We start from the raw sequence: 24,547 nt of genomic DNA, 5'->3' as shown, positions 1-24,547 counted from the left end.
GTCTTTTTTATATTCCATTGACTACACTTAAGGCATATACTATTTCATTCTACTATATGGGAGTCATGAACATGGAACTGGAACCTCAATTTAATTGGTCCCGCTATCTCGATTTAGCTGACTATGAACAAACCTTTCCGACGGCTGCCGTCGACCAATCCGAAATGGACTGGGTCACACAGCTGCGATCGAAAGACATGAACTTCACCCGCTCGGAAAAAGGGGTTCTCTATGGCGCTGTCGTCACCTGGCAAAATCCTGTCGACAAAAGTGACCGCCGCTCGATTTGCTTTTACGTAACGAAAGAAAAACTCATCACAATCGGATTGTCGGATTCAATCGTGTCCCTGGTCGCTCCCTATTCTCCCGCGCATCCCTTTGCGGCTTTTTATACGATTCTTGCTTTACAGCTGAACACGTATTTTGCCGGTATCGATCAGTTTGAGACGGAACTGTTCTCAAGACAAGATGAACTGCGCGGTAGCATCAATGAAGATTCACTCGATAGCATCTTCGCTTTACGCGACACGATCGAGAACTGGTCCGATTTAATCGTTCCGTTTCAAGAGCTCGTCATGGCTGGCGAAGAATCATTTCTCGATGAGGACGCGTATCTCGAGGATCTCTCGTTGAAACTAGCTACGAAACGTGTCCGCCGTCTGTTGATGCTCATCGAACATTATCAAAAAGACATTGAGGTCCTGCTCGACTTATCGACGACCGTCTCGAACTTCCGTGGAAACGAAATCATGAAGGCATTAACAATCTTTACTGCCGTCGCGACACCAACGATGGCTCTCGGTGCGATTTGGGGGATGAACTTTAAAATCATGCCGGAATTAGAATGGAAATACGGTTACGCCCTATCCCTAGGACTGATCTTTCTCTCGACCGGTGGCATCTTCTACTGGATGCGCTGGCGCGGATGGTTAGGCGCTCTTGTTCGGATGCCAAAGAACAGTCGACCAAAAAAATAGATATCAGAACATAAGTTCGTTATACTAATTGTATCATATCTACTGAAAGGAGACGCTTGTACGATGGAACGAAAAATCATTCATATTGATATGGACGCCTTTTACGCTTCCGTCGAGCAACGCGATCGTCCTCGATTAAAAGGTGTTCCCGTCGTCGTCGGTGGACCGCCTCATGCACGTGGTGTCGTAGCGACCTGTTCCTATGAAGCACGGAAATACGGGATCCATAGCGCGATGCCGTCAAGACGTGCCTTCCAGCTTTGCCCCCGTGCGGTCTTCATTCGTCCCCGCTTTGACGTCTACCGAGCTGTCAGTGCGCAAATCATGGCGCTTTTTCGAGAAGTGACACCGCTCGTCGAGCCTCTCTCGCTTGATGAAGCGTATCTTGACGTCACGGAAAATTATTTTGATCAAAAAAGTGCGACCTATATCGCGCAATATGTTCTTCAGCAAATTAAAGAACGGACAGGTCTGACGGCCTCTGCTGGTGTTTCGAACTCTAAGCTCGTCGCGAAGGTCGCTTCCGGATACGAGAAACCGAACGGCTTGACGGTCGTTCCTCCAGAGGACGTCCTCAGTTTCTTGTCTCCATTAAAAATTGGAGATTTACATGGCGTCGGAAAAGTCACGGAACAAGCGTTACGAAAGCAAGGGATTGAAACCGTCGCAGATGTCCAAGCAATGCCGGTCGAACAATTACGAGCAATACTTGGACGTGATCGCGGAACGGAACTGCATGCGATGGCACACGGGATCGACGAGCGTCCGGTTCGTCCGGAACGCGAGCGAAAATCGATTGGTTCTGAGACAACATTTGAAGAAGATACGGAGGATATCGATACGATATTTGAGACGTTGATTCGAGAATCAAAATCCGTCATTGCGAGTCTTCAAAAAAAAGAACTCGTCTGCCGGACGATCACGATCAAGTGGAAGACCGATACATTCCAGTCACGTTCGAAACGGCATACATTTTCAGAAGAGACGGCGGACGAAGAACGATTACTTGAGGAAACAACGAAACTGTTCAATGGCATCACCTTCGACAGACCGATCCGCTTGATTGGTATGACGGTCAGTCACCTGACTACTCCTCCAGCTGCGAGACAACTGACGTGGCAGGATATGGACTTACGCTTGTAAAATGAATAGTGATTCACTATACTAAATACAAGACCAATCGGACAAGGGAGGAACAAGTATGCAGTATACGATTACAGTCTTTTCAGATCGTGGTGAAACGTTACTCGATGACGTCTTTGAAGCAGAAACAGATGGACAGGCACGAGAAAAAGGGATTCGGCGTCTTAATGAGAGTGGGTACGCCCATCATGCAGCACGTGTCACACGTTCCGGTCGTCTCATTCATTTCGAGCGCGCTTATTTGCCACGGATCGTCCCTACTTCATCTTGAGCCATACAAAAAAGGAAGACTCGCCACTATGGCCGTCTTCCTTTTGATTACTTATTGAACGTCGTCTTGTTGCTCCATCATTGGCGCGTAGAGTTCTTCTAACGGCTTCATGATGATTTGTGTGACTTCCGTCAGCATCGTGTGCATCCGTTGCTCTTCTTGCATCAGCTGACTGATTAGTGGGTTGTTTTGTACTTCAAGCATCTTTGTTTGGGCAGATGCCATATCGTCTGGTGTGATTTCTTCACCTTGCATCTGTTTTTGTTGTAATTCGAGTTGGATGTTACGGAACGACGCGAACAATTCGTTTGATTCCGGATCCGCGTTAACTTGCGTGTACAAGTCTTTTAATGTCGTATACTCCGAAGTTTCACGTAATGCACGCTCCAGTGTGTACGCGTGATCGTATAAGTTTGTTTCTGCCATGAGTAAAACCTCCAATTTGTTTAGACGAGATAAAGCCCCGCCTGTATCAATCCAATTAAACCACCTAACAACCCTCCAAGCCAAGTGATAGCCCGGAATTCTCGCTTAGAAATCGATAAGACGATTTCTTCGAGATATGCAGTATCCAGCAAACCGACCTCTTCTCGAACAATCGTTTCGAGATCGAGCGTCTGCAAGATTTGCCCGATTTGATTCGTCGTCCGTTCGAATAGATGATCGATGACGACAGGGACATGTTGCTCGAGTAATTGTGATTCGAGTGGATTCAACCAGACGCGTAATGGTGTAGCAAGCATCGATTCAATCGGTAAACGCGCCAAGACTTGTTCTTTGACGGTCTGTCGAATCCGCGACTCCGTCTCTTCCGTCATATAGGACGACAGTGGACGATCCAGTCCCTTTTGCCATTCCTGACGTAATAAGGCAAGGATGAACTGAGACGTCGACTCTGATTGAAGTACCCGTTTCAGCTCCGGCTGAATCATATCAACGACGTTGACGTTCGCGAGCAACATCCCGAACATCCCACCTCCGAGTCGCTGTTGGATGAAACGAGCAACCGTTTCCTCGAGTTGTAGACGTCCTTCTGGTCCATCAAAATATTCCTCTGCTTGGTGCAATACGGATGTGATGAGTCTTGGCATGACCTCCTCGATTTTTTGTTCTCCGGCTTCCCCGATCAACTCGCGTAAGGATTTTTCACGCCATTTACCCATGAGAAGCGAAAACTCCTGCTCCAAGTGATAACTGATTTTCCCTTGGATCCGTTGTTTGGGTTCGTCGATGAAGCGACTAATCCACGCTTCCGTCGTCTCTTCCGAGCGTGTCCATTTCATGACTTCTTGTTCGACAAGTCGCGTGACGGCTCCACGAACAGCTGGTGATGCGAGACGTTTCCCGATCCCTTCTGGCGTCAAAAGATGCTTGACGACCGTCCGTCCGAGATTCGCTGCCAGTTCATCCCGCCGTTTAGGAATCAGACCCGGCGTAAAGGGTACGCGAAATTTTCCGATGTATTTCGGTTCAAGTGGTCGAAATAACATCCGAATCGCTAGATGATTCGTGACTGCGCCAATCAGGGCCCCAATGACAATGATTCCGACAAGTTTCAATACGAGTAAAAACGTATCTGACATAAGTTATCATTCCTTCCGATTTTCGACTTATGGTAAAGTCGAGATAGTTATGTACGATTTAGGAGTGATGCCGTGTGTTACGACAACTGATGACTGTATTCAATGACCAGCTTACGACCGATCCGAATGTTTATTGCCAGGAACAGTATAGCGTATATCGCCTTGAAGATGGACTCTGTTTTGGAATCAAGGCGACCGCCATCTCTGACCGCGAACAACAACTGCTTGATGTATTCGCTGAACGCATCATTACGACGTCGCGGTCTGATATCGATCTATGGCGAGAGCGTATCCAATCTGCTCATGCCCTCGAAGATCAGTCGTTCCGACTTGTCCATTTTTTGTTCAATCCAACCGATGAACGGACAAGTGAAGAAATTCAACAATTGCTCTCCTCTTTCTTTTCGCAGACGAGCATCCTTATTCCTTTTAGCACACACCGCTTCACGGTCGTCGAACGCGAAGAGTTTGTCATTGAGTCTGAACTATCCGATTTATTTTTAGCGTTACAATCTGATTTTGTACTCGACGGTAAGGTATTGCTTGGTCAACAACGTGCTGCAGGCGATATCGCCGTTCAGTTCCAACTTGAACAAGCAGCGCTTGCTTTCGTTCCTTCGATGCACATCGAACGCTTCTTGCCTGCCATGATTCGTCTTGCGAGTCTAGATGACCGGCACCGCGCGACACTCGTCGATCAGTTCATTCGTTCCCTCGAGCCAGAGTCTCGTGAGACAATCCTTGCTTTTTGTCGATCTAATTTGAACGTCTCTCTGACAGCAAAACATCTATTCTTACATCGAAATAGCCTCCAGTATCGACTCGACCGGTTGACGGAGCAGACTGGAATCGATGTTCGCTCATTTGAAGGTGCTACTTTCCTCTATACCTTACTTCTTGTAGCATGATGCCTAATTGAAAACGTTTGCATTTAGTCAGGTTGTCCATAGGCAGACTCCCTGACTTCTTTTATACTAAATCTTGTAAGCGTTATTATTTCATCATTTACATTAGGGGGAACTACACATGGCTGAAATTCGTCTTGAACATATCGATAAAATCTACTCAGGTGATGCAAAAGCGGTTGATGACTTCAACCTTCACATTAAAGATAAAGAATTCATCGTCTTCGTCGGACCATCAGGTTGCGGTAAATCAACGACGCTCCGGATGATCGCTGGGCTCGAAGAAATCTCAGGTGGGGATTTCATCATCGACGGTAAACGCATGAACGATGTAGCGCCAAAAGATCGCGATATCGCGATGGTCTTCCAAAACTACGCGCTGTATCCACACATGAACGTCTTCGATAACATGGCATTTGGATTAAAGCTTCGGAAGTTCCCTAAAGATGAAATCAAGCAACGCGTTGATAACGCAGCTCGTATCCTCGGTCTTGAAGAATACCTCGAGCGGAAGCCAAAAGCACTCTCTGGTGGTCAGCGCCAACGGGTAGCGATTGGTCGCGCCATCGTTCGTGATGCTAAAGTCTTCTTGATGGATGAGCCGCTCTCGAACTTAGATGCTAAATTACGTGTACAAATGCGTAAGGAAATCATTCAGTTACACAAACGTCTTGAGACGACGACGATTTACGTTACGCACGATCAGACGGAAGCGATGACGCTTGCGACACGAATCGTCATCATGAAAGCGGGTATCATTCAACAAGTCGGTACGCCGAAAGAAGTCTATGATCACCCAGATAACATGTTCGTTGCCGGATTCATCGGTTCACCATCGATGAACTTCTTGACAGGTAAATTAGCGGAAGACGGTCTCTTCCACGTTTCAGGAACAGAAGAGAAGTTCGAAGTACCAGAAGGAAAAATGAAAGTTCTCCGCGACCGTGGTTACACGAACAAGGATCTCGTCCTCGGAATTCGTCCAGAGGACATCCATGCGGAATTGATCTACCAAGACACGAAAACAGCACACCGCTTCCCAGCACATATCGAAGTCTCCGAATTGATGGGTGCAGAGTCTTACCTCTACTCAAAAGTCGGACAACAAGCGTTCACGGCACGTGTTGATTCGCGTTCACACGTCGAGATGGGATCGCAGCTTGATCTCTTCTTCGATATGACGAAAGCACACTTCTTCGACTCTGCGACGGAAGCAACGATCCGTTAATCGCATCATCGATCAGTTACGATGTTTCAGACTGTCCTTTTAAGGGCAGTCTTTTTTATTGACAGACGTTCCTGTAACTTTGTATGATACTGCTTGTAGCTTAAAATTAATCCTATTCGAAAACTAGGAATTGAAATCATTCATTTATAAAGGAGAGAGCGCTATGAAACACGGTTTGAAATTAGCTGTAGCAGCATTATCGACAGCGGGGGTGCTTGCAGCATGCGGCGCTTCGAACGACAACGCAGGTTCTGATAAAGAGTCAAAAGTCATTACAGTCGGTACAGAAGCAACGTACCCACCTTTCACGTATAAAGAAAAAGGAAAATTGACAGGTTATGACGTAGACGTCATGAACGAAGTCGCAAAACGTGCCGGCTATAAAGTCGATTACAAAGCGATGGACTTCAAAGGACTCATCCCAGCACTCGATTCAAAACGAATCGATGTCATCGCGAACCAAATGGGAATCACGCCTGAGCGCCAAGAAAAATACGCTTTCTCTGATGCGTATACAGTCTCTGGTTCAACGATCATCGTCAACAATAAAACGAACGACATCAAAACACTCGACGACTTAAAAGGAAAGACAGTCGGTTCGACACAAGGTTCACTTTATGCCAAAACGGCTGAAGAAGCTGGCGCGAAAGTGAAGTACTACAAAGGTGCGAACCAAGTCTTAAAAGATCTTGAAGCAGGTCGTGTTGATGCTGCTATGAACGATCGTCTCTTCGTTTTAACGGAGCTGAAAAAAGCAGGCTATAAAGTCAAAGCGGTCGGTGAGACGTTCGATAAGAACGAATCAGGCTTCATGATGGCGAAAAACAGCAAGTATACAGAAGACTTTAATAAAGCACTCGCTGAGATGCAAGAAGACGGCACTCTTGCAAAAATCGGTGAGAAGTATTTCAACGAGGATATCAGTAAGTGAGTGAATTACTGACGATCGTCCGGGATAACTCGGACGTCTACGCAAAGGCGATTGGTACGACCCTTCTAGCAAGTGGTCTCGCCATCGTCTTTGCGCTTATTCTCGGGTTGATTCTTGCCGTCATGCGTGATAGCCGTCTTGCCGTCTTTAGCGGTTTTGCACGTTTATACGTCTCCTTCTTCCGAGGAACACCATTGCTGTTACAAATCCTGATTTTATACAATGGTCTCGTTGTCCTTCAATTGACTGGATTCCAAGCTCTCGCTTTCGGCTTATCGCTTCACTTTTCTGCGTATATCTCAGAATCGTTCCGAGCTGCCATCTCCTCTGTCGATCGTGGACAATGGGAAGCAGCTGATTCGCTCGGTATTCCGCGTCGTAAGACATTCAAGGACGTCATCTTGCCGCAAGCACTATCTCGGGCGATTCCACCGCTTTCGAACTCTGTCATCGATATCATCAAATCGACATCACTCGGTACGATTGTTGCTGTCGAAGAATTGACATACGTCTCTGACCAGATTTCAGCTACGACGTATCTCGTCATGCCGTTGCTGCTATTCTCAGCTGCGATTTACTGGATCATGTCAACGCTCATTCAAAGTGTTCAACATCGCTTAGAGGCACGATTCAGCATTCCAGAATGAATTTTCCACACTTGGAACCGTCAGGATTTCAAGTGTGTTTTTTTAGATTTTTTTAGGTTTAGCACTAGGCAATCCGGGAATAATCAAGTATACTAATAAAAATCAGAATTATCTGACAACTTATAAAGGAGCGTGGCCGAGATGAAACAAGTAATTGAAGCTTTCCGTAGACAAGATGCAGAGCAGCGAATTCCAGTGCTACGTCTCGAAATCGATTATGAGCTCAGTACGCTCTTCGATGCGATTCAAGCCAATGACCAAGCTGCCATGTCAGCAAGTAAAGATCGTTTAGATAAATACCGTCAGGAGATGCTTCGCTTAGAAGCTTAACCTCATAGATTCCCCCATCTCTCCTCCCCCTTGAGATGGGGCTTTTTTTGTTTACTTTTTGACATATGTTCTATACGTAAGCGAAAGAAAGGATCGCTTCCGGATGATATATCGGAAACGATCCCCTCACTTTATTTCGCTAACGGACAATTTACGCATTGATCCGCTTCTATCTCAAAATCAATTAATCGACGTCACGACCACGTGATGCCTTCAAAATCTCAAACCACTGTTCGCGTGTCAACGACAATTTCGTCGAACGAACCGCAGATTCGATGCGTTCAATCTTACCAGAACCAACGATTGGCATGATACGTGCTGGATGTTTGAGCAACCATGCATATGCGACTTCGTCGATTTCTTCTGCCCCGATCGTCTCTGCGATCTCAGCTAATTTTTCGCGTAACGGAGCATATTGCTCGTCCTTGAAGAGACGACCGCCCGCAAGCGGACTCCATGCCATCAACGGCATCTCATTTTCATGACAGAGATCAACGGATCCGTCCTCGAAATGTTTCAGTTCCGAAACCGACAACTCGAGTTGGTTCGTCACGAGCATGAATGGTAAGCGCGACTGAATCAGACTTTGTTGCGCAGGTGTATGGTTCGAGAGACCGAATGTCCGTACCTTTCCTGCGTCCTTCAACTCTACGAACGCTTCAGCAATCTCGTTCGGGTCCATCAACGGATCTGGACGGTGAATCAACAACGTATCCACGTACTCGACACCGAGTTCTTGAAGAGAACGGTTGACTTGTTTGATGATATGCTCTTTCGTCGTATCGTAGAATGACAACGACTGATCCGAGAAATGATTCCCTTTCATCTTGATGCCCGTCTTCGTAACGATCTCCATTCGGTCACGTAACTCCGGTTTTAAAGCAAGCGCTTCTCCGAATAAGCGTTCATTCGTGTAATCGCCATAGATATCTGCGTGATCAAACGTCGTAATTCCTAAAGCAAGACATGCTTCGATCAATTCAAGCCGCTCTTCTTTCGTCATCACCCATTCATTCAATCGCCATAAGCCGTGAATGATGCGTGAGAATGATAAATCTTCTGTTAGTTGAATCCGTTCCATCTATCTTCCACTCCCCTATCGTATAAACTCTATCTTGTTTACTGTACCCCAAAATGGTACCGGTTGCACGGATTTCACTTTTTGATGCTCTCAGACAAAAAACAGGACCCCGTCGATGACGTGATCCTGCATGGGACTTATTGAATTTGTTCGACTTCTTGCATGACTTCATCTTCGATTTGCTGACGTTTCCGTGTCGTCTCAGCAGCATCTGGTGACGTGACGCTGAAGTAGAATTTGATTTTTGGTTCCGTACCCGATGGACGAAGGCAGAACCATGATCCATCGCTAAGCGTAAACTTCAGTACGTTGGATTTTGGCAAGTTGATCGGTGAAGGTTGATGTGTCTTCAAATCGTGGGCGATGCTCGCATCATAGTCCTCGAATAAGACGACCTGTTCTCCAGCCACTTGTTTTGGCGGATTCTCACGGAACGTATCCATGATACGACCGATCTGTTCCACGCCATCCTTCCCTTTGAGTGTCAGAGAGCGGAGTGACTCTTCAAAGTACCCGAACTGCTCGTAAATCGCCTGTAATGCCTCATAGAGCGTCCGTCCTTCTTTCTTATGGTACGCAGCCATCTCAGCAGCTAACAAGCACGCTTGGACGGCATCCTTGTCTCGGCAGAAGTCACCGATAAGGTAACCATAGCTCTCCTCGTATCCGAAGAGATACTCATATTGACCCGATGCGTTGTATTGTTTGATTTTTTCCCCGATGAACTTAAAGCCTGTCAACGTGTTCTCGACATGAAGATCATAGTGACGTGCAATCAACGCGCCGAGTTCCGACGTAACGATCGTCTTCGCGACGAATCCGTTCGCTGGCAGTGTTCCTTGCGCCGCTTTTTGTGAAAGGATGTAGTCGAGCAATAACGCTCCCGTCTGATTCCCTGTCAGGACTGTCCATTCTCCGTCTGCATCACGTGTTGCGACTCCGACACGGTCAGCATCGGGATCCGTCGCAATCAAGATGTCGGCATCTGTCCGGTCACCATATTCGATCGCCAGTTTAAAGGCAGCATGTTCTTCCGGGTTCGGTGACGTCACGGTCGGGAACGCACCGTCTGGTTCTGCTTGCTCCTTAACGACTGTCACGTGTTCGAATCCATACCGTTTCAAGCCTTCTGTTACCGGCACAAGACCTGTTCCGTGAAGTGGTGTGAAGACGATTTTAAGTGGATCCGCTAATTCCGATTGAATCGAAGGTAAGACACGAATCGTTTGTAATTTTTCTTGATACGCCTCGTCGAGCTCTTCTCCGACACGGACGATCAAACCGTTCGCGCGAAGGACTTCTTCTTGCTCAAGTTCAATCGATAGCTCATCTTCGATTTGGCTGACGTACGAAACGAGTTCATCTGCTTCTTTTGGCGGAAGTTGTCCACCGTCATCTCCATATACTTTGTAGCCATTGTACTCTGGTGGGTTGTGACTCGCCGTGATGACGATCCCGCCCGCTGCTTGTAAAGACCGAACTGCAAACGAAAGTTCCGGTGTCGGACGTAGACCGTCAAACAGATACGCTTTGATGCCGTTGCTTGCGAGCGTACGTGCCGCCTCTAGCGCAAATTCTGGTGAGAAATGGCGTGAATCGTGTGCGATGACGATTCCTTTTGCTGCCGCTTCTTCCCCCGACGCCTTAATGAATGCCGCGAACCCTTGTGATGCTTTTCGGACCGTATATACGTTCATCCGGTTCGTCCCGACACCGATTTCCCCACGCATACCACCTGTTCCGAACTCGAGTTCTTTATAGAATGCTTCTTCGGCTGCTTTTTCATCCGTTGCTAACGTGACTAACTCTTCTTTTAATGTACTGTCTAAATCAGCGAACTGATCCCATTTTTGGTAGGTTTCTTTCCATGACATGGTAAATCGACTCCTTTTTTAAATGAGGGTAAGACTTGCGATGATGCGATACCTTTCATATGATTAACACTAGAAAGGGTAAGGTGATGAGGCATGTTTCCTACGATTCAAATGGCAGATCTTCAACAGCTCGTCCGAACGGATCAGATTCGCTGGTTTGACTGCCGATATGACTTGCAACAACCTGAATATGGACGAAATGCTTTCTTGGAACAACACGTCGAAGGTGCACAGCACCTGGATTTAACAACTGACCTTTCCGGTCCCATCGATGAGGTCGGCGGTCGGCATCCGCTTCCTTCAAAAGAAGCGTGGCAACACACACTGGAACAGCATGGTGTGACACCGGACGACTTCGTCGTCTTGTATGACGATGGTTTTCCGTATGCCGCTCGTGCCTGGTGGTTATTTAAATGGATCGGACATGAGCGTGTCGTCGTCCTTGAGGGCGGATTCTCCTCTTACCTAGCGTTCGATCTTCCGGTCACGGACGACGTTCCTACTTATGAACCTTCTCAGTACGCGCCTCGTTTTCAAGATGAGATGCTCGTCTCGTTCGAAGAGTTGAAAGATCAGCTGACAGAAACGATGGTCATCGATTCCCGTGCGCCCGATCGATACCGTGGAGAAATCGAACCACTCGATCACGTCGCCGGCCACATTCCAGGTGCCGTGAATTGTTTCTTTGAACAAGCACTCTCACCAGATGGTCGCTTACGGGACGCGGAAGATTTGAAAGAATTGTACGCCGACATCCTACCGGTCACAGCCCCTATCCTCTATTGTGGAAGTGGTGTGACAGCGTGTGTCAATGTCATCGCTCTCCATTCACTCGGGAAAACCGATGTCCGGCTTTACGCCGGCTCTTATAGTGATTGGGTCAGCCGTGGTGAAGATGTCTCCCGTTCGTAAGCATCAGACACTGACAGAAACATCTGTCAGTGTCTTTTTGTTCAGAGTTGAATCGGTTTGATGTTCCAGATCGCATTCGCATACTCTTTAATCGTGCGGTCACTTGAGAACACACCTGACCGTGCAATATTAAGAATGACGCGTTTATACCATTCTTCTGGTTGCTGATACATCCGATCGATTCGTTCTTGCGCTTGTTGATACGACATGAAGTCTTTCAGGATCAGATACTCATCATTATACGTCAATAATGAATCGTAAATCGCTTGGAATTCACCTGGAGCAAATAATGTTCCATCGACGAGACTATCGATGATCCGTCGTAGCTCGGGTTGGGCACTGTATTGATCGTATGCACTGTAACCGCCGTATTGTTTATAATTCATGACTTCTTGCGGTGTTAAGCCGAAGATGAAGATGTTCACATCCCCGACCTCGTCTCGAATTTCGATGTTCGCTCCGTCGAGCGTTCCAATCGTCAATGCGCCATTCATCATGAATTTCATGTTGCCGGTTCCAGAGGCTTCATAACTTGCAGTCGAAATCTGTTCACTGACGTCACTTGCCGGGAAAACCTTCTCAGCAAGCGATACACGATAGTTTTCTAGGAAGACGACTTTTAAGTATGGACTGACGTCTGGATCCTGATTGATCAAGCGAGCTAACGCATTGATATAACGAATGACTTCTTTTGCATAATGATAGCCTGGCGCCGCCTTTGCACCAAAGATGAATGTCCGCGGTGTCATCGTGAAGGAACGGTCCTCCTTCAGACGATAGTAGAGCGAATGAATGTGTAACGCATTCAAGAGTTGACGTTTGTACGCATGCAATCGCTTGACTTGAACATCAAAAATCGAGGTTGGGTCCACGACGATACCGGTTTCTTTTTCAATTAGCAACGCTAATTCTTCTTTGCGCTGAAGTTTGATCTCGGCGATGTCCTTCTGTAATGCTGAATCCTCTGCCCATTTCGTCAACTTTTGCAAATCAGACGGATGCTGAATCCAACTATCCCCGATTGCTTCTGTCACACGATTTGCCAGTGCTGGGTTTGATGAGAGGAACCAGCGACGATGTGTAATTCCGTTCGTCTTATTATTAAAGCGAAGCGGAAACATCTCATAAAATAGGCGCATCTCGCGCTGCTTCAGAATCTCAGTATGAATCTGAGCGACACCATTCGTCGAATGCGTGCCGACAACAGCCAGATTCGCCATATTGATCCGGTCATCCGCGATGATGGCGATATCTCGCATATGCGCTTCCATGTGTGGATAGTTCGCAAGCACATCCTTACAGAAGCGTCGGTTGATTTCCTCGATGATGAGGTAGATGCGCGGTAATAAGCGACGGAACAAATCGATCGGCCAGCGCTCGAGTGCTTCTGACAGTAACGTGTGGTTCGTAAACGACATGACACTCTTCGTGATGCGCCATGCTTCTTCCCAGCCAAATCCTTCTTCATCGACAAGAATCCGCATCAACTCTGGAATCGCGACGACCGGATGTGTATCGTTGATATGGATAGCGATATGGTTGCCGAGTTGCTTCAATGAATGATTTCGCTTTTTAAAGGACGTTAAGATACTCCGTAATCCAGCAGAGACGAAGAAATATTGTTGCTTTAGACGCAGCTCTTTTCCTTCATACGTCGTATCATCCGGATACAGAAATTCTGAAATCGTCTGAATCGATTGTTTATGTGCCAGTAAATCTTTATAGTTCCCACGGTATTGGCTAAGTAATTCATCATCATCAAGTGGAGACTCAGCACTCCAAAGTCGCAGGTTATTGACGACATTGTTTTGATAGCCGACGATCGGCATATCGTACGGAACAGCACGGACGATTTCAGCCGGTTCATGATGGACGCGATATCCATCACCGACCTCTTCAAGCCAAACGTGTCCACCGAATGGAACATCGACTGCTTTATCAGAACGTCTGATTTCCCACATGTTTCCGTTCTTCAGCCAGTTATCCGGTAACTCGACTTGATAACCATCGATGATTTTTTGCTTGAAGAGACCATACTGATACCGGATTCCGTTCCCGTGTCCAGGAAGACCGAGCGCAGCAAGGGAATCAAGGAAACACGCCGCGAGACGTCCGAGACCCCCGTTCCCAAGTCCAGGTTCCGGCTCTTCTTCCGTCAAATCACTGAGCTGATATCCGAGTTCTTCAAGTCCCCGCTCGACATCCTTTAAGACATCAAGACTCAATAGATTGTTATGCAGGAAACGTCCGAGTAAAAACTCGAGTGAGAAGTAATAGACTTGCTTACTTTTTTTATGGATATATGTTTCCTTCGTCCGTAACCAATCGGTCGTGACCGTCTCGCGTACCAGATAGGCAAGTGTCTGATAGATATCGTTTTCTGTTGCTTCCGTTATTGCCTTGCCATGCATCGAAACGAATCGTTCCGTAAACCTCTCCTTGAACTTCTCTTTATCTTTGAACATGACGTAACCCCTTTTCCCAGTGATACGATCAAGTGGCGGACGGTGCAATCAAACGATATAACGCCAAGTATTCGTCGGCTGAACGCAACCAACTGAAGTCTTCATTCATCGCTGTCTCAATCAAATGATCAAAGACTGGTCGATCATGATACACCTCAATCGTACGTTTAATCGCTTCTAAAAACTCATGTGCATTATAATTCGCGAACGAGAATCCATTTCCTTCTAATGTGAACTGATTGAACGGTTTGACCGTATCACGGAGCCCACCTGTTTCCCGAACGACCGGTAAACAGCCATACTTCATCGAAATCAACTGACTGAGACCACACGGTTCAAAACGCGATGGCATCAAGAAAGCATCACTTCCTGCGTAGATCCGTTGTGCGAGACCAACGTCAAATCCGATATAAGAAGCGATTTTGTCTGGACGAATCGATGTCGCATGATGGAACAATCCTTCATATTCCGCTTCACCCGATCCGAGAATGATGAACTGCGCATCGAGTTCGAACAAGTCTGGTAAAATATGCGCGAGTAAATCGATTCCCTTTTGGTCGACAAGACGAGAAACGAAACCGAACAATGGTACGTCCGGATTGATTGGGAGACCTAGTTCCTCTTGTAAAGCCGCCTTGTTTTTTGCTTTTCCTTCCGTGACGGTATCAACGGAATACGTCTCAACGAGATGCGTATCATGCGCAGGATCAAATTGACGATAGTCGATCCCGTTCAAGATGCCACGCACGTCGACAGCGCGATGTTGCAAGACCGGCTCAAGTGTCTCACCGTAATACGGATCCATGATTTCATCACGGTACGTTGGACTGACTGTCGTGATTTGATTGGAGTGGACGAGTCCTGCCTTCATGTAATTGACGAGCCCGTTATGAGCAATCCCATCCGCTGTGAAATGTTCATGACTCAAACCAAGTAAGTCACCAAGCACTTCTTCCGGGAAGACACCTTGGTATTGTAGATTGTGAATCGTAAAGACCGTTTTAATGTCTTGATAGCGCTCGAGGTGTTGATAATGGATGCGTAAGAACGCTGGAATCACACCTGTTTGCCAATCGTGACAATGGATGACGTCCGGTACTTCCTTTCGATCCAAATGTTGAATCATCTCAAGGACAGCACGTGAGAAATACGCAAACCGTTCCGCATCATCGTAATGTCCATAAATGACGCCATCCCGTTTGAAGTAGTACTCATTATCGATGAAATAGAACGTCACACCATCTTGTTTCAGACGGAGAACTGCACCAAATTGCTGGCGCCAGCCGACAGGCACGATGAAGTCGAATAAAAACTCCATCTCTGATTTATACTGTTCCTTGATTTGACCATAATTAGGTAAAACGACTGAAACGTCTGCCCCTTCCTCAGCAAGCGCTAAAGGGAGCGAGCCGACGACGTCAGCTAGCCCCCCTGTCTTGATGAAGGGTGTCGCTTCCGTGGCAGCAAACCATACCTTCATGAATGACATCTCCTTTAAACGATTGTTTGTTTTTTGATGACGATTGGTTCTTCTGCCGTTCCGCGGATGACTTGACCGCGTTTGACGGTGACTTCTTTATCGAGAATCGCGTACTCAACGACCGCGCCTTCTTCAATGACTGATTTTTGCATGATGATCGAATTCTTGACACGAGCGTGTTTACCGACTTTGACACCACGGAACAAGATGCTGTCCGTCGTCGTTCCTTCTAATTTACAGCCGTTCGCGACAAGTGAGTTCTTGATGTCAGAACCCGGTAGATAACGTGTCGGTGGCTCATGCTTGATTTTCGTATAGACGTGCTGGAAGTCATTGATTGCTCCCCATTGTTCAAGCAACAGCATGCTCTCACGATAGTATGAACGAAGCGAGTGAATGACTTGTGATGTACCACTGTACTCATAACCGTGCACGTGTAGACGGTTCAATTGTGAACGAATGATACTCTGAAGTAAATCGTACTCACCACGAGCAATCGCTTCATCAATTAAACGAACAAAGAGATTTTTCGATAGAACGACCGTCTCCATGTAGAACGTCTCATCCGTCGGCTGGAATCCGCGTGATCCAATCGCTGTCACGCGATTCTGTTCACCAAAACGGATCGGGCGGCAGTATTTACAAGGTAGCTCACGCTTCGTATAGACGACCGTAATATCCGCATTCGATTCTTTATGTTCACGTAATACATCGCGATAATCCACCGCGGATAAGATGTTTGAACCAGAGACGACGACATAGTTTTCCTTACTGCGAAGGAAAAAATCACGGTGAAGGTGGAAGTTCGATAGATCCCCACGGAACTCGTTCGCATCTTGTGACAATGCAGGTGGGAAGATATAGAGTCCACCGTTTGAACGGTCAAGATCCCACTCTTTACCAGATCCAAGATGGTCCATCATGCCCCGATATTTCTCGAGCGTAAAAATCCCGATGTTCGCGATATCGTTTTGTACCATGTTCGTTAATGTAAAATCGATCAACCGATAACGCCCTGCAAATGGAACTGCTGCCAAGTTGCGATGTTCTGTCAATTCTTTAAAAAATCCTTCTTCACCACTCAGATTGATGACGCCTAATAGATCGACCTTCATTTCGTATATCCCCCTTATTGAATCGCTTCTTTGATGACTTCGTTCTTTTTGACGATACTGTCTGCTTCAATGACGAAAACTTCTCCGTCCGGAGAACCAATCGTTGCACCATCTTCAACGATCACGCCATCTGCTAAGATCGCCCGGTGAATCGTGACGTCTCGTCCGATTTTGACGTTCGGGAAGATGACTGAGTCTTTGACGAGTGATCCTTCTGCTACATCGACACCATAGAAGAGAACCGAATGATTGATTTCTCCTTCGATGTGGCATCCTTCGTTGATGATCGATGTCTCGACTGTCGCAGCGTTTCCAATGTATTGTGGTTGCTGATTCGGGTTGACCGAATGTACTTTCCATGATGGTTCATACAAATCGAATTCAGGCTCTGCCGTCAATAGATCCATATTTGCTTCCCAAAGGGATTGAATCGTCCCGACGTCTTTCCAGTATCCTTTGAATTTATACGCACGGATATTGAGATTTTCAAAAAGCATGTTCGGGATGATATTCTTACCGAAGTCAAAGCTTGATTCCGCATCGCCGGCATCTTGAATCAAGTGGCGTTTTAAGATGTCCCAGTTAAAGACATAAATCCCCATCGATGCAAGATTTGATTTCGGGTTTTTTGGCTTTTCTTCGAATTCATTGATTCGTAAGTCATCGTCCGTATTGAGGATACCAAATCGCGGTGCCTCGTCCCATGGTACTTCACGTACGGAAATCGTGACATCAGAACCTGTCACACGGTGTTCCTCAATCATCTTTTCGTAGTCCATTTTATAGATATGGTCGCCTGATAGAACAAGAACATATTCAGGGTCAAATTGGTTGATATAACTCATGTTTCGATAAATAGCATTTGCTGTGCCCTCATACCAGTTTTTGCCGTTCTGTGCTTGGTATGGTGGAAGAATTGTTAATCCGCCATTACGACGATCCAAATCCCATGGACTTCCGATGCCAAGGTATCGATTCAACTCTAATGGTTCGTATTGCGTCAACACGCCAACTGTATCGATTCCTGAGTTCGTACAGTTCGAAAGTGGGAAATCAATGATCCGGTATTTTCCTCCAAATGCAACAGCTGGTTTCGCAGTGTGTTTCGTCAAAGCTCCCAGACGTTTCCCTTCTCCGCCTGCAAGTAACATCGCAACGACATTCTTTTTAGCCATTTCGTCCCCTCCATTTATGCTCTTTTTTTACAGATGACTCGCGTTCTAAAATCCACAGATACTTCTATATACCCAATCTTTTCTCTTTTTAATATAACATTCCTGCAAAATAGGTTTATTAAAATACAAAAATCGAAAAAAAATCTATTGATTTCTCCATAAAAGACCGATAATAGGAATGAAATGGCTTTTTGAAAGGAGTTCTCATGCGAATTACGACAGGATATCTCGTCTTACTTGGTCTTACAATGATGCTTCTGTTTTCCTTATTTTCAATTAAAGATGAGTTAAAAACAGCACGCACACTTTTTTTCTGGGCCGATGAACAGACGACACGACATCCACTGACCTCCTACCAACCAATCACCGTAACCTATGAAAACAAACGGGTCGAGCTCTATGACGGATTGCGACGGGATGACTTAACACCTCGAACATTGCCGAAAAAAGTCGAGCAAGCGTTTGTTGCTATCGAAGATCAGCGTTTCTATCAACATGACGGATATGACATCACAGGAATCTTACGCGCGTTTACGAAAAACCAGTCTGATTCTAAATCTCAAGGTGGCAGTACGATCACACAACAACTAGCAAGAATGACATATCTAACAAACGAAAAAACATATACTAGAAAAATAAAAGAGTTGTTAATTGCTGTGTCTTTGGAGCAAAAATATTCGAAAAAAGAACTGATGACAGCGTATGTCAATCAAGCCTATTTCGCGAATAATATTTATGGCATCGAACTTGCCGCAAAATCATATTTCAATAAGCCGGCACGCGAGTTGAGTTGGTCTGAAATCAGTTTTCTGACAGCAATTCCGAATAATCCTTCTCTTTATGACCCGCTGCGCTTTCCTGAAAACACAAAAAAACGTCAGCAACGAATCGTTCAAGCGTTAATACGCGATCGTGTACTGACGAAAGATTTTGCTATTTCTCGTGTGTCGCCTCGATCCTATAAACCGAGTGTCCCTTATCCGGACTATATCGATGCCACCGTTCAAGCTGCTGTTCGGATGACCGCTCAAAAAAAGGGTTGGAGTGAGAAGCATGCTGCAGAATATCTGCATCAACAAGGTGCGGTCATCTCGACATATCTCGACTCAGCAGAACAACGACGGGCTAAGGAAGCTCTTCGCAATCTACCCAACCCGATTGAGGGGGCTTATGTTGGCATCGACGGACAAACACACGGGGTCACGGCTCTTGTCGGCTACAAATCGAATTTGACAGGTCAGTTCAACCGAGCAGTGCAGTCGTACCGACAACCTGGTTCAGCCATCAAACCGTTACTTGTCTACGGTCCTTACCTTGAGAAGACGAAAGCCCGCTTGTCGAGCACGTTAGACGGTAGTCCCGTCTGTATCGATGGATACTGTCCGTCAAATAGCGGAAATCGAATTCTCGGACAAGTAACGATTGCCGATGCGATCGCTTATTCCTATAACACACCAGCAATTCGAGCATTTGCTGTCTCTTTCCGGGAAGGATTGAAGTCCATCCGTCCATTCCAGTTTAGCCAATGGACACGTGAGGATGATGCCTTTACGAGTGCCCTAGGTGGGTTGCAATACGGGATCAGTCCATATGAACTGACGAACGCTTATTCCGTATTCGTCAATGACGGGATCTATCGACCGGCATCGATGATCAAAAGTATTACGCTTAAAAATGGAACGGTCGAACGACCACAAGAAAAAGAACAACGGATTTGGTCCAGTCAGACGAACCGGGAATTACGGGCTGGTTTAAAGAATGTCATGACGTATGGAACGGGACGCAAAGGATATGATTCCTCTGCGCGCTATATCGGAGGAAAAACAGGAACGACGAACGATAACAAAGACATGTGGTTCGTCGGTATTAAAAATCAACATATCGGAGGGATTTGGCTAGGGGCAGATCGCCCGCGTCCCTTCCCTGTTGAGGCGAATGCAACGTTACAAGTCCAGACGTGGGCGACGATTTTACGTCCTTAAGTCAACTCGGAAATAAAATCGCTTCCCCGAACGAATTGAATAAAGTCAGACCGACCCACGATAGACCAGCAAGCAGAACACCCCAGGCTAAGAAAGAAAAGATAATCAAACCGACGGCTCCTGCTGCACTCGTCATTTTACTAATTTGTACCGTGTAAAAGATAAAATAGATGAAAAAAGACACAAGCAACACGATTCCGACATGCAAGAAGGACGTCATGAAGGCAAAGCTGACACAACCTCCGATAAGTAACAGAATACTACCCGGACGTAACATGCCGAGTGTCGTACCCTCTTGTTCCTTGATAAAAAAGGCAAAACCGAGCTGATTGATCGTATCTGACAATAGTTTAAGTGAACTAAAGATCATGAAGTAAACGATCAAAAAACCAAGCCAAACGACAAGCTTCGTATCGCGTGCCGTCAAGAGTTGCAGTAGTTCATCGTACACGCCGACTTGATCGAGCCAATGTAATGCAAGTTCCGTCGTTGCAATCGCAAGGGACGTACTAAATAACAAGATGCTGATCAGCGGAGCATAACTTAATAGGTAAACGTTCGTACGCATGTGGAGTCTCCATTCATAGAAAATTCATATGTAGCACACAATTTCACTTACAGGTATACTATAATAGATTATATCGGTTCAAGAGACTGAAGGGGGAAACAAAAATGGCATTTATCTTAATGGTCGGCGTAAGTCTTGCGTTTTTGACAGCAATCTTCACTGCAGGCTACAACAAAAAACCTGAAGGTAACGAATAATTCATAAAAGCTCCATCCTGATTCAGGATGGAGCTTTTGCTTTATAGAAGACCTGCGTATCCTTGCTGACGCAATGCTTCATAGACGATGATCGCTGCCGTGTTCGAGACGTTCAGTGAACGAACGAGATTCGATTGGGGTAGACGGATACAACGCTCTGCGTTCGCATCGATGACTTCAAGCGGCAATCCTTTTGTTTCCCGACCAAAGACAAAGAAATAATCCTGTTCGACATCCGATAAGTCGATCTGGCTCGGGTACTGTTCTCCATATTTCGTAATATAGTAGAAAATACCTTCCGGATGCTTCTCCCACAGTTCTTCTAACGAATCATGATAACGGACATCGACGAATTCCCAGTAATCGAGACCCGCACGTTTAAGTTGCTTATCGTCCGTCGAGAAGCCGAGCGGTCGGATCAAGTGAAGGACGGAATGCGTCGCTGCACATGTGCGTGAAATATTTCCTGTATTTTGAGGAATCTCCGGTTGATACATAACGACATGAATAGCCATGGTTCAATTCTCTCCTATCTCATGCGCTAAAAGCGCTTCTTTATGGGCAATCCCACTTGCAAAACCCGTCAGTTTACCAGTCGCCCCTATGACACGGTGACACGGATAAATTAACGCGATCGGATTCCGGTTCAAGGCACCACCAACGGCTCGTGCTGCCTTTGGTTTCCCGATCATTCGAGCCAGTTCACCGTAACTGATCGTCTGACCAAACGGAACGGTTCGTAAAGCGTGCAACACTTGCTCCGCAAACGGTGTGACACGCAACTGACAAGGAAGTGCATCAAGCGCTTGTCGATCGCCTCCTGCATAACGATCAAACGCCATGCGCCAAGCTTTCGGTAATTCACCGTCGTCGGTTTCTTCTTGCAAATAGGTTCGAGCACGCTCTTCATTCAATCCAAAATCGAGATACACGATGTGCTCTTTTTCCCATGCGACGAGCAATGTACCAAACTCATAAGTGAGCTGTTGAAATGGCATCTGCTTCCCCCCACTCCTCAAGTAACCGTTGTCCTTCTGTCTGCACATCCACTGCAGTATCGGCTAAAAGACGTGATTCGATATATGACTTTTCTTCAATTCCACCAATTCGACCGACTGCCCAGAGTGCAAGCGCCCGCATGTCTTCCCGGGCATCCGTTTCTGTCATTAACCGTAGCGCCTCAATCGCGCTCTTGTCTCGATAATGGACGAGCGCACAAATCGCATTACGCTGAATCGGCTTTTTTCCACGCCATGCGCCAGACAACGTACCGAACCGGCTCTTGAACTCACGGTTACTCATGGATAAGAGTGGAACTAAGAGCGGTTTGACTTGTTCTGGATCCGGCTGCAGTTCAGCGTGATGTGTCGCATTCTTCTTCCGGTTATACGGACATACTTGCTGACACGTATCACAACCGTATAGACGGTTCCCAAGCGCCATTCGGAATGGTTCTGGTAGTAATGTTTTCGTCTGCGTCAAAAACGAGATACACCGTTTAGCGTCGATGACGCCAGGTTCAACAAGCGCATCCGTCGGACAAGCGTCGATACACTTATTGCATGTCCCGCATAATTCTTCGACTGGCTGGTCCGGCGGTAGGACGATATCTGTAATCAGTTCACCAAGATAGAGATAGGATCCGTGCTCCTCACTGATGATCGAGCAGTTTTTCCCACTGAATCCGATACCTGCTCGTTCTGCTACTGCACGATCGACGAGTTCTCCTGTATCGACCATCGAGCGCGTCCTTGCACCTGGACTCAATTCTTGAATTTTTTCTTCAAGTAACGTCAAGCGTTGTCGCAACGCCTGGTGATAATCCAGTCCCCAGGACGATCGACAAAAGATTCCCCGTCGCTCCCCTTCCTTGCCACGAGGTGCACTTTTGAGAGTACTTGGATACGCGACCGCAATGGCAATGATCGAAGCGGCATCTTCAACGAGTAGAGACGGTGTCGTTCGAAGATCGAGATCGGGCTCTTCAAAACCAGAAGCGAATCCTTTTTCTTGTTGCGCTTGCAGGCGACGTTTTAAGACAAGAAATGGATCAGCCGTCGTCACCTTCAATTCATCAATCCCAATCTCTGCTGCGTACTCTTGTAAAGCCAATTTCAATTGCACACCATCCATCACGATCTACTCCTTTCCTCGTTAAAATCCCGTTCCTAAACAAAAAGAGCAAGGTGTCAGCGAAAACGACACATTGCTCTTTTTTAGTAAGCGGGTGAAGGGAATCGAACCCTCGTCATCAGCTTGGAAGGCTGAGGTTTTACCATTAAACTACACCCGCATGATCAGGTGAAACATCAGATTGTGTAAAAAGTATAAAGCGGGTGAAGGGAATCGAACCCTCGTCATCAGCTTGGAAGGCTGAGGTTTTACCATTAAACTACACCCGCAAGATACCGGTGGTCGGAATCGAACCGACACTCCAAAGGAACACGATTTTGAGTCGTGCGCGTCTACCAGTTCCGCCACACCGGCACAATCTCTTGCAAAACTATTTAATTGAGAAATAGTTGGAGGCGCCAGTCAGAATCGAACTGACGATAAAGGAGTTGCAGTCCTCTGCCTTACCACTTGGCTATGGCGCCACTCATTGGAGCGGAAGACGGGATTCGAACCCGCGACCCCGACCTTGGCAAGGTCGTATTCTACCACTGAACTACTTCCGCTTGAAAAGCTGGGCTGGAAGGGATCGAACCTTCGCGTGCTGGAATCAAAATCCAGTGCCTTACCACTTGGCTACAGCCCAATAATAAGAGGGCGACTGATGGGAATTGAACCCACGAATGCCGGAATCACAATCCGGTGCGTTAACCACTTCGCCACAATCGCCATGGTAAACAGGGGCAGCAGGAATCGAACCCGCGCTGACGGTTTTGGAGACCGTAGTTCTACCGCTAAACTATGCCCCTATGGTGGTGGGGGGGGGCGGATTCGAACCGCCGAACCCGAGGGAGCGGATTTACAGTCCGCCGCGTTTAGCCACTTCGCTACCCCCCCACAAATGGGAAAATCATGTTGTTAATAAAGATGGTGGCTTTGGACGGAATCGAACCGCCGACACAAGGATTTTCAGTCCTTTGCTCTACCAACTGAGCTACAAAGCCTTAACAATGGCGGTCCTGACGGGATTCGAACCCGCGATCTCCTGCGTGACAGGCAGGCATGTTAACCGCTACACCACAGGACCGTATGTAATTGCGGGGGCCGGATTTGAACCGACGACCTTTGGGTTATGAGCCCAACGAGCTACCAGACTGCTCCACCCCGCGACGCTATAAATGGTGACCCGTACGGGATTCGAACCCGTGTTACCGCCGTGAAAGGGCGGTGTCTTAACCGCTTGACCAACGGGCCATTATGAATTGAAAGTGATGATGGCGGAGAGCAAGGGATTCGAACCCTTGAGACGCTTTTGACGCCTACACGATTTCCAATCGTGCTCCTTCGGCCACTCGGACAGCTCTCCATTGTACGTGGTGAAGAAGTAATAAATGGCTCCGCAAGTAGGATTTGAACCTACGACCTACCGGTTAACAGCCGGTTGCTCTACCGCTGAGCTATTGCGGAACGATCGCCTGGCAGCGTCCTATCCTCACAGGGGGAAGCCCCCAACTACTTTCGGCGTTCAAGTGCTTAACTTCCGTGTTCGGCATGGGAACGGGTGTGACCAC

22 protein-coding genes, 15 tRNA genes and 1 rRNA gene are annotated in these 24,547 nt (G+C 46.9%); 10 read left to right on the top strand and 28 right to left on the bottom strand.

From position 1 onward, the window contains the following. The first annotated feature begins 71 nt into the window (after positions 1-71). The 3 genes from KNQ11_RS00190 (at position 72) to KNQ11_RS00180 (ending at position 2,391) form a co-directional block, all read left to right on the top strand. Complete coding sequence (locus KNQ11_RS00190; RefSeq protein ID WP_023467340.1) at positions 72-977, top strand: magnesium transporter CorA family protein; 906 nt, start codon at positions 72-74, stop codon at positions 975-977. A 63-nt stretch (positions 978-1,040) separates the two neighbouring features. Next, on the top strand, positions 1,041-2,120 hold the full coding sequence (gene dinB, locus KNQ11_RS00185; protein ID WP_214768897.1) for a DNA polymerase IV: 1,080 nt from the start codon (positions 1,041-1,043) through the stop codon (positions 2,118-2,120). Between the two features lie 58 nt (positions 2,121-2,178). After that, on the top strand, positions 2,179-2,391 hold the full coding sequence (locus KNQ11_RS00180) for a YhzD family protein (protein WP_214768889.1): 213 nt from the start codon (positions 2,179-2,181) through the stop codon (positions 2,389-2,391). A gap of 51 nt (positions 2,392-2,442) precedes the next feature. Here the strand turns inward: KNQ11_RS00180 and KNQ11_RS00175 are convergent, their stop codons facing one another. Together KNQ11_RS00175 and KNQ11_RS00170 are read right to left on the bottom strand one after the other, a co-directional pair. Continuing rightward, entirely contained in the window at positions 2,443-2,817 is a 375-nt protein-coding gene (locus KNQ11_RS00175) for a YlbF/YmcA family competence regulator (protein ID WP_023467337.1), read from the bottom strand. A 20-nt stretch (positions 2,818-2,837) separates the two neighbouring features. Then, positions 2,838-3,974 carry a DUF445 family protein gene (locus tag KNQ11_RS00170; protein WP_214768886.1) on the bottom strand — a complete coding sequence of 379 codons (1,137 nt, stop codon included), beginning with the start codon at positions 3,972-3,974 and terminating at the stop codon, positions 2,838-2,840. Positions 3,975-4,048: 74 nt separating this feature from the next. Between KNQ11_RS00170 and KNQ11_RS00165 the strand changes: the two genes are divergently transcribed. The 5 genes from KNQ11_RS00165 (at position 4,049) to KNQ11_RS00145 (ending at position 8,015) form a co-directional block, all read left to right on the top strand. Beyond that, complete coding sequence (locus KNQ11_RS00165) at positions 4,049-4,882, top strand: PucR family transcriptional regulator (protein ID WP_214768882.1); 834 nt, start codon at positions 4,049-4,051, stop codon at positions 4,880-4,882. Between the two features lie 118 nt (positions 4,883-5,000). After that, entirely contained in the window at positions 5,001-6,107 is a 1,107-nt protein-coding gene (locus KNQ11_RS00160) for an ABC transporter ATP-binding protein (protein WP_023467334.1), read from the top strand. 163 nt (positions 6,108-6,270) lie between these two features. Further along, entirely contained in the window at positions 6,271-7,038 is a 768-nt protein-coding gene (locus KNQ11_RS00155; RefSeq protein WP_047396216.1) for a transporter substrate-binding domain-containing protein, read from the top strand. Further along, positions 7,035-7,685 carry an amino acid ABC transporter permease gene (locus tag KNQ11_RS00150; protein WP_023467332.1) on the top strand — a complete coding sequence of 217 codons (651 nt, stop codon included), beginning with the start codon at positions 7,035-7,037 and terminating at the stop codon, positions 7,683-7,685. Before KNQ11_RS00155 ends, KNQ11_RS00150 begins: the two co-directional genes overlap by 4 nt. A 141-nt stretch (positions 7,686-7,826) precedes the next feature. Beyond that, a complete protein-coding gene (locus KNQ11_RS00145) occupies positions 7,827-8,015 on the top strand; it encodes a hypothetical protein (protein WP_023467331.1) in 189 nt (62 codons plus the stop codon). Between the two features lie 184 nt (positions 8,016-8,199). Here KNQ11_RS00145 and KNQ11_RS00140 read toward each other — a convergent pair whose 3' ends face one another. After that, a complete protein-coding gene (locus KNQ11_RS00140; RefSeq protein ID WP_214768879.1) occupies positions 8,200-9,096 on the bottom strand; it encodes an aldo/keto reductase in 897 nt (298 codons plus the stop codon). A gap of 137 nt (positions 9,097-9,233) precedes the next feature. Then, complete coding sequence (locus KNQ11_RS00135) at positions 9,234-10,970, bottom strand: phospho-sugar mutase (RefSeq protein WP_149426894.1); 1,737 nt, start codon at positions 10,968-10,970, stop codon at positions 9,234-9,236. A 93-nt stretch (positions 10,971-11,063) separates the two neighbouring features. Between KNQ11_RS00135 and KNQ11_RS00130 the strand changes: the two genes are divergently transcribed. After that, on the top strand, positions 11,064-11,882 hold the full coding sequence (locus KNQ11_RS00130; protein ID WP_149426893.1) for a sulfurtransferase: 819 nt from the start codon (positions 11,064-11,066) through the stop codon (positions 11,880-11,882). 41 nt (positions 11,883-11,923) lie between these two features. On the opposite strand, the gene KNQ11_RS00125 is transcribed toward KNQ11_RS00130, so the two are convergent. From KNQ11_RS00125 to KNQ11_RS00110, 4 genes are read right to left on the bottom strand one after another with little or no spacing between them, the layout of a single operon-like run. Next, positions 11,924-14,347, bottom strand: a complete 2,424-nt coding sequence (locus KNQ11_RS00125; RefSeq protein ID WP_214768876.1) for a glycogen/starch/alpha-glucan phosphorylase — start codon at positions 14,345-14,347, stop codon at positions 11,924-11,926. A 28-nt stretch (positions 14,348-14,375) separates the two neighbouring features. Continuing rightward, a complete protein-coding gene (gene glgA, locus KNQ11_RS00120; protein ID WP_149426891.1) occupies positions 14,376-15,827 on the bottom strand; it encodes a glycogen synthase GlgA in 1,452 nt (483 codons plus the stop codon). Positions 15,828-15,841: 14 nt separating this feature from the next. Then, positions 15,842-16,942 (bottom strand): glucose-1-phosphate adenylyltransferase subunit GlgD, encoded by a 1,101-nt coding sequence (gene glgD, locus KNQ11_RS00115; protein WP_023467325.1) that lies wholly within the window; start codon positions 16,940-16,942, stop codon positions 15,842-15,844. Positions 16,943-16,956: 14 nt separating this feature from the next. Beyond that, positions 16,957-18,117, bottom strand: a complete 1,161-nt coding sequence (locus tag KNQ11_RS00110) for a glucose-1-phosphate adenylyltransferase (RefSeq protein WP_023467324.1) — start codon at positions 18,115-18,117, stop codon at positions 16,957-16,959. 206 nt (positions 18,118-18,323) lie between these two features. Between KNQ11_RS00110 and KNQ11_RS00105 the strand changes: the two genes are divergently transcribed. Next, positions 18,324-20,099, top strand: coding sequence for a transglycosylase domain-containing protein (locus KNQ11_RS00105; protein ID WP_050677725.1), 1,776 nt, complete (start codon positions 18,324-18,326; stop codon positions 20,097-20,099). Position 20,100: 1 nt separating this feature from the next. On the opposite strand, the gene KNQ11_RS00100 is transcribed toward KNQ11_RS00105, so the two are convergent. The 20 genes from KNQ11_RS00100 to rrf form a co-directional block, all read right to left on the bottom strand. Continuing rightward, positions 20,101-20,667, bottom strand: a complete 567-nt coding sequence (locus KNQ11_RS00100) for a DUF5366 family protein (RefSeq protein ID WP_029340917.1) — start codon at positions 20,665-20,667, stop codon at positions 20,101-20,103. A gap of 238 nt (positions 20,668-20,905) precedes the next feature. Then, the gene (trmL, locus tag KNQ11_RS00095) at positions 20,906-21,379 is read right to left on the bottom strand and encodes a tRNA (uridine(34)/cytosine(34)/5-carboxymethylaminomethyluridine(34)-2'-O)-methyltransferase TrmL (RefSeq protein WP_023467320.1); all 474 of its coding nucleotides are present in this window, start codon (positions 21,377-21,379) and stop codon (positions 20,906-20,908) included. A 3-nt stretch (positions 21,380-21,382) separates the two neighbouring features. Beyond that, positions 21,383-21,862 carry a methylated-DNA--[protein]-cysteine S-methyltransferase gene (locus tag KNQ11_RS16880; RefSeq protein WP_149426890.1) on the bottom strand — a complete coding sequence of 160 codons (480 nt, stop codon included), beginning with the start codon at positions 21,860-21,862 and terminating at the stop codon, positions 21,383-21,385. Next, a complete protein-coding gene (queG, locus tag KNQ11_RS00085) occupies positions 21,837-22,997 on the bottom strand; it encodes a tRNA epoxyqueuosine(34) reductase QueG (protein WP_214724339.1) in 1,161 nt (386 codons plus the stop codon). Before queG ends, KNQ11_RS16880 begins: the two co-directional genes overlap by 26 nt. A gap of 89 nt (positions 22,998-23,086) precedes the next feature. Beyond that, positions 23,087-23,157, bottom strand: a tRNA-Gly gene (locus KNQ11_RS00080). A gap of 38 nt (positions 23,158-23,195) precedes the next feature. After that, a tRNA-Gly gene (locus tag KNQ11_RS00075) sits at positions 23,196-23,266 on the bottom strand. Between the two features lie 4 nt (positions 23,267-23,270). Continuing rightward, a tRNA-Leu gene (locus KNQ11_RS00070) sits at positions 23,271-23,351 on the bottom strand. Positions 23,352-23,387: 36 nt separating this feature from the next. After that, a tRNA-Cys gene (locus tag KNQ11_RS00065) sits at positions 23,388-23,461 on the bottom strand. 6 nt (positions 23,462-23,467) lie between these two features. Next, a tRNA-Gly gene (locus KNQ11_RS00060) sits at positions 23,468-23,542 on the bottom strand. Positions 23,543-23,550: 8 nt separating this feature from the next. Beyond that, positions 23,551-23,622 (bottom strand) — tRNA-Gln (locus KNQ11_RS00055). Positions 23,623-23,632: 10 nt separating this feature from the next. Continuing rightward, a tRNA-His gene (locus tag KNQ11_RS00050) sits at positions 23,633-23,705 on the bottom strand. Positions 23,706-23,714: 9 nt separating this feature from the next. Further along, positions 23,715-23,785: transfer RNA gene (locus tag KNQ11_RS00045), tRNA-Trp, on the bottom strand. Positions 23,786-23,789: 4 nt separating this feature from the next. Continuing rightward, positions 23,790-23,873, bottom strand: a tRNA-Tyr gene (locus KNQ11_RS00040). Positions 23,874-23,904: 31 nt separating this feature from the next. Beyond that, positions 23,905-23,980 (bottom strand) — tRNA-Phe (locus tag KNQ11_RS00035). Between the two features lie 7 nt (positions 23,981-23,987). After that, positions 23,988-24,063 (bottom strand) — tRNA-Asp (locus tag KNQ11_RS00030). Between the two features lie 8 nt (positions 24,064-24,071). Continuing rightward, positions 24,072-24,145, bottom strand: a tRNA-Met gene (locus KNQ11_RS00025). Between the two features lie 10 nt (positions 24,146-24,155). Further along, positions 24,156-24,230: transfer RNA gene (locus KNQ11_RS00020), tRNA-Glu, on the bottom strand. 21 nt (positions 24,231-24,251) lie between these two features. Further along, positions 24,252-24,342: transfer RNA gene (locus KNQ11_RS00015), tRNA-Ser, on the bottom strand. Positions 24,343-24,368: 26 nt separating this feature from the next. After that, a tRNA-Asn gene (locus KNQ11_RS00010) sits at positions 24,369-24,443 on the bottom strand. A 6-nt stretch (positions 24,444-24,449) separates the two neighbouring features. Further along, a 5S ribosomal RNA gene (rrf, locus tag KNQ11_RS00005) occupies positions 24,450-24,547 on the bottom strand; the annotation flags it as partial.

The organism is Exiguobacterium sp. s39 (assembly GCF_018618925.1).
Taxonomy (GTDB): Bacteria; Bacillota; Bacilli; order Exiguobacteriales; family Exiguobacteriaceae; genus Exiguobacterium_A; species Exiguobacterium_A abrahamii.
Note: the sequence above shows the minus strand (reverse complement) of the source record. Positions and strands in the feature narration are given on the sequence as shown.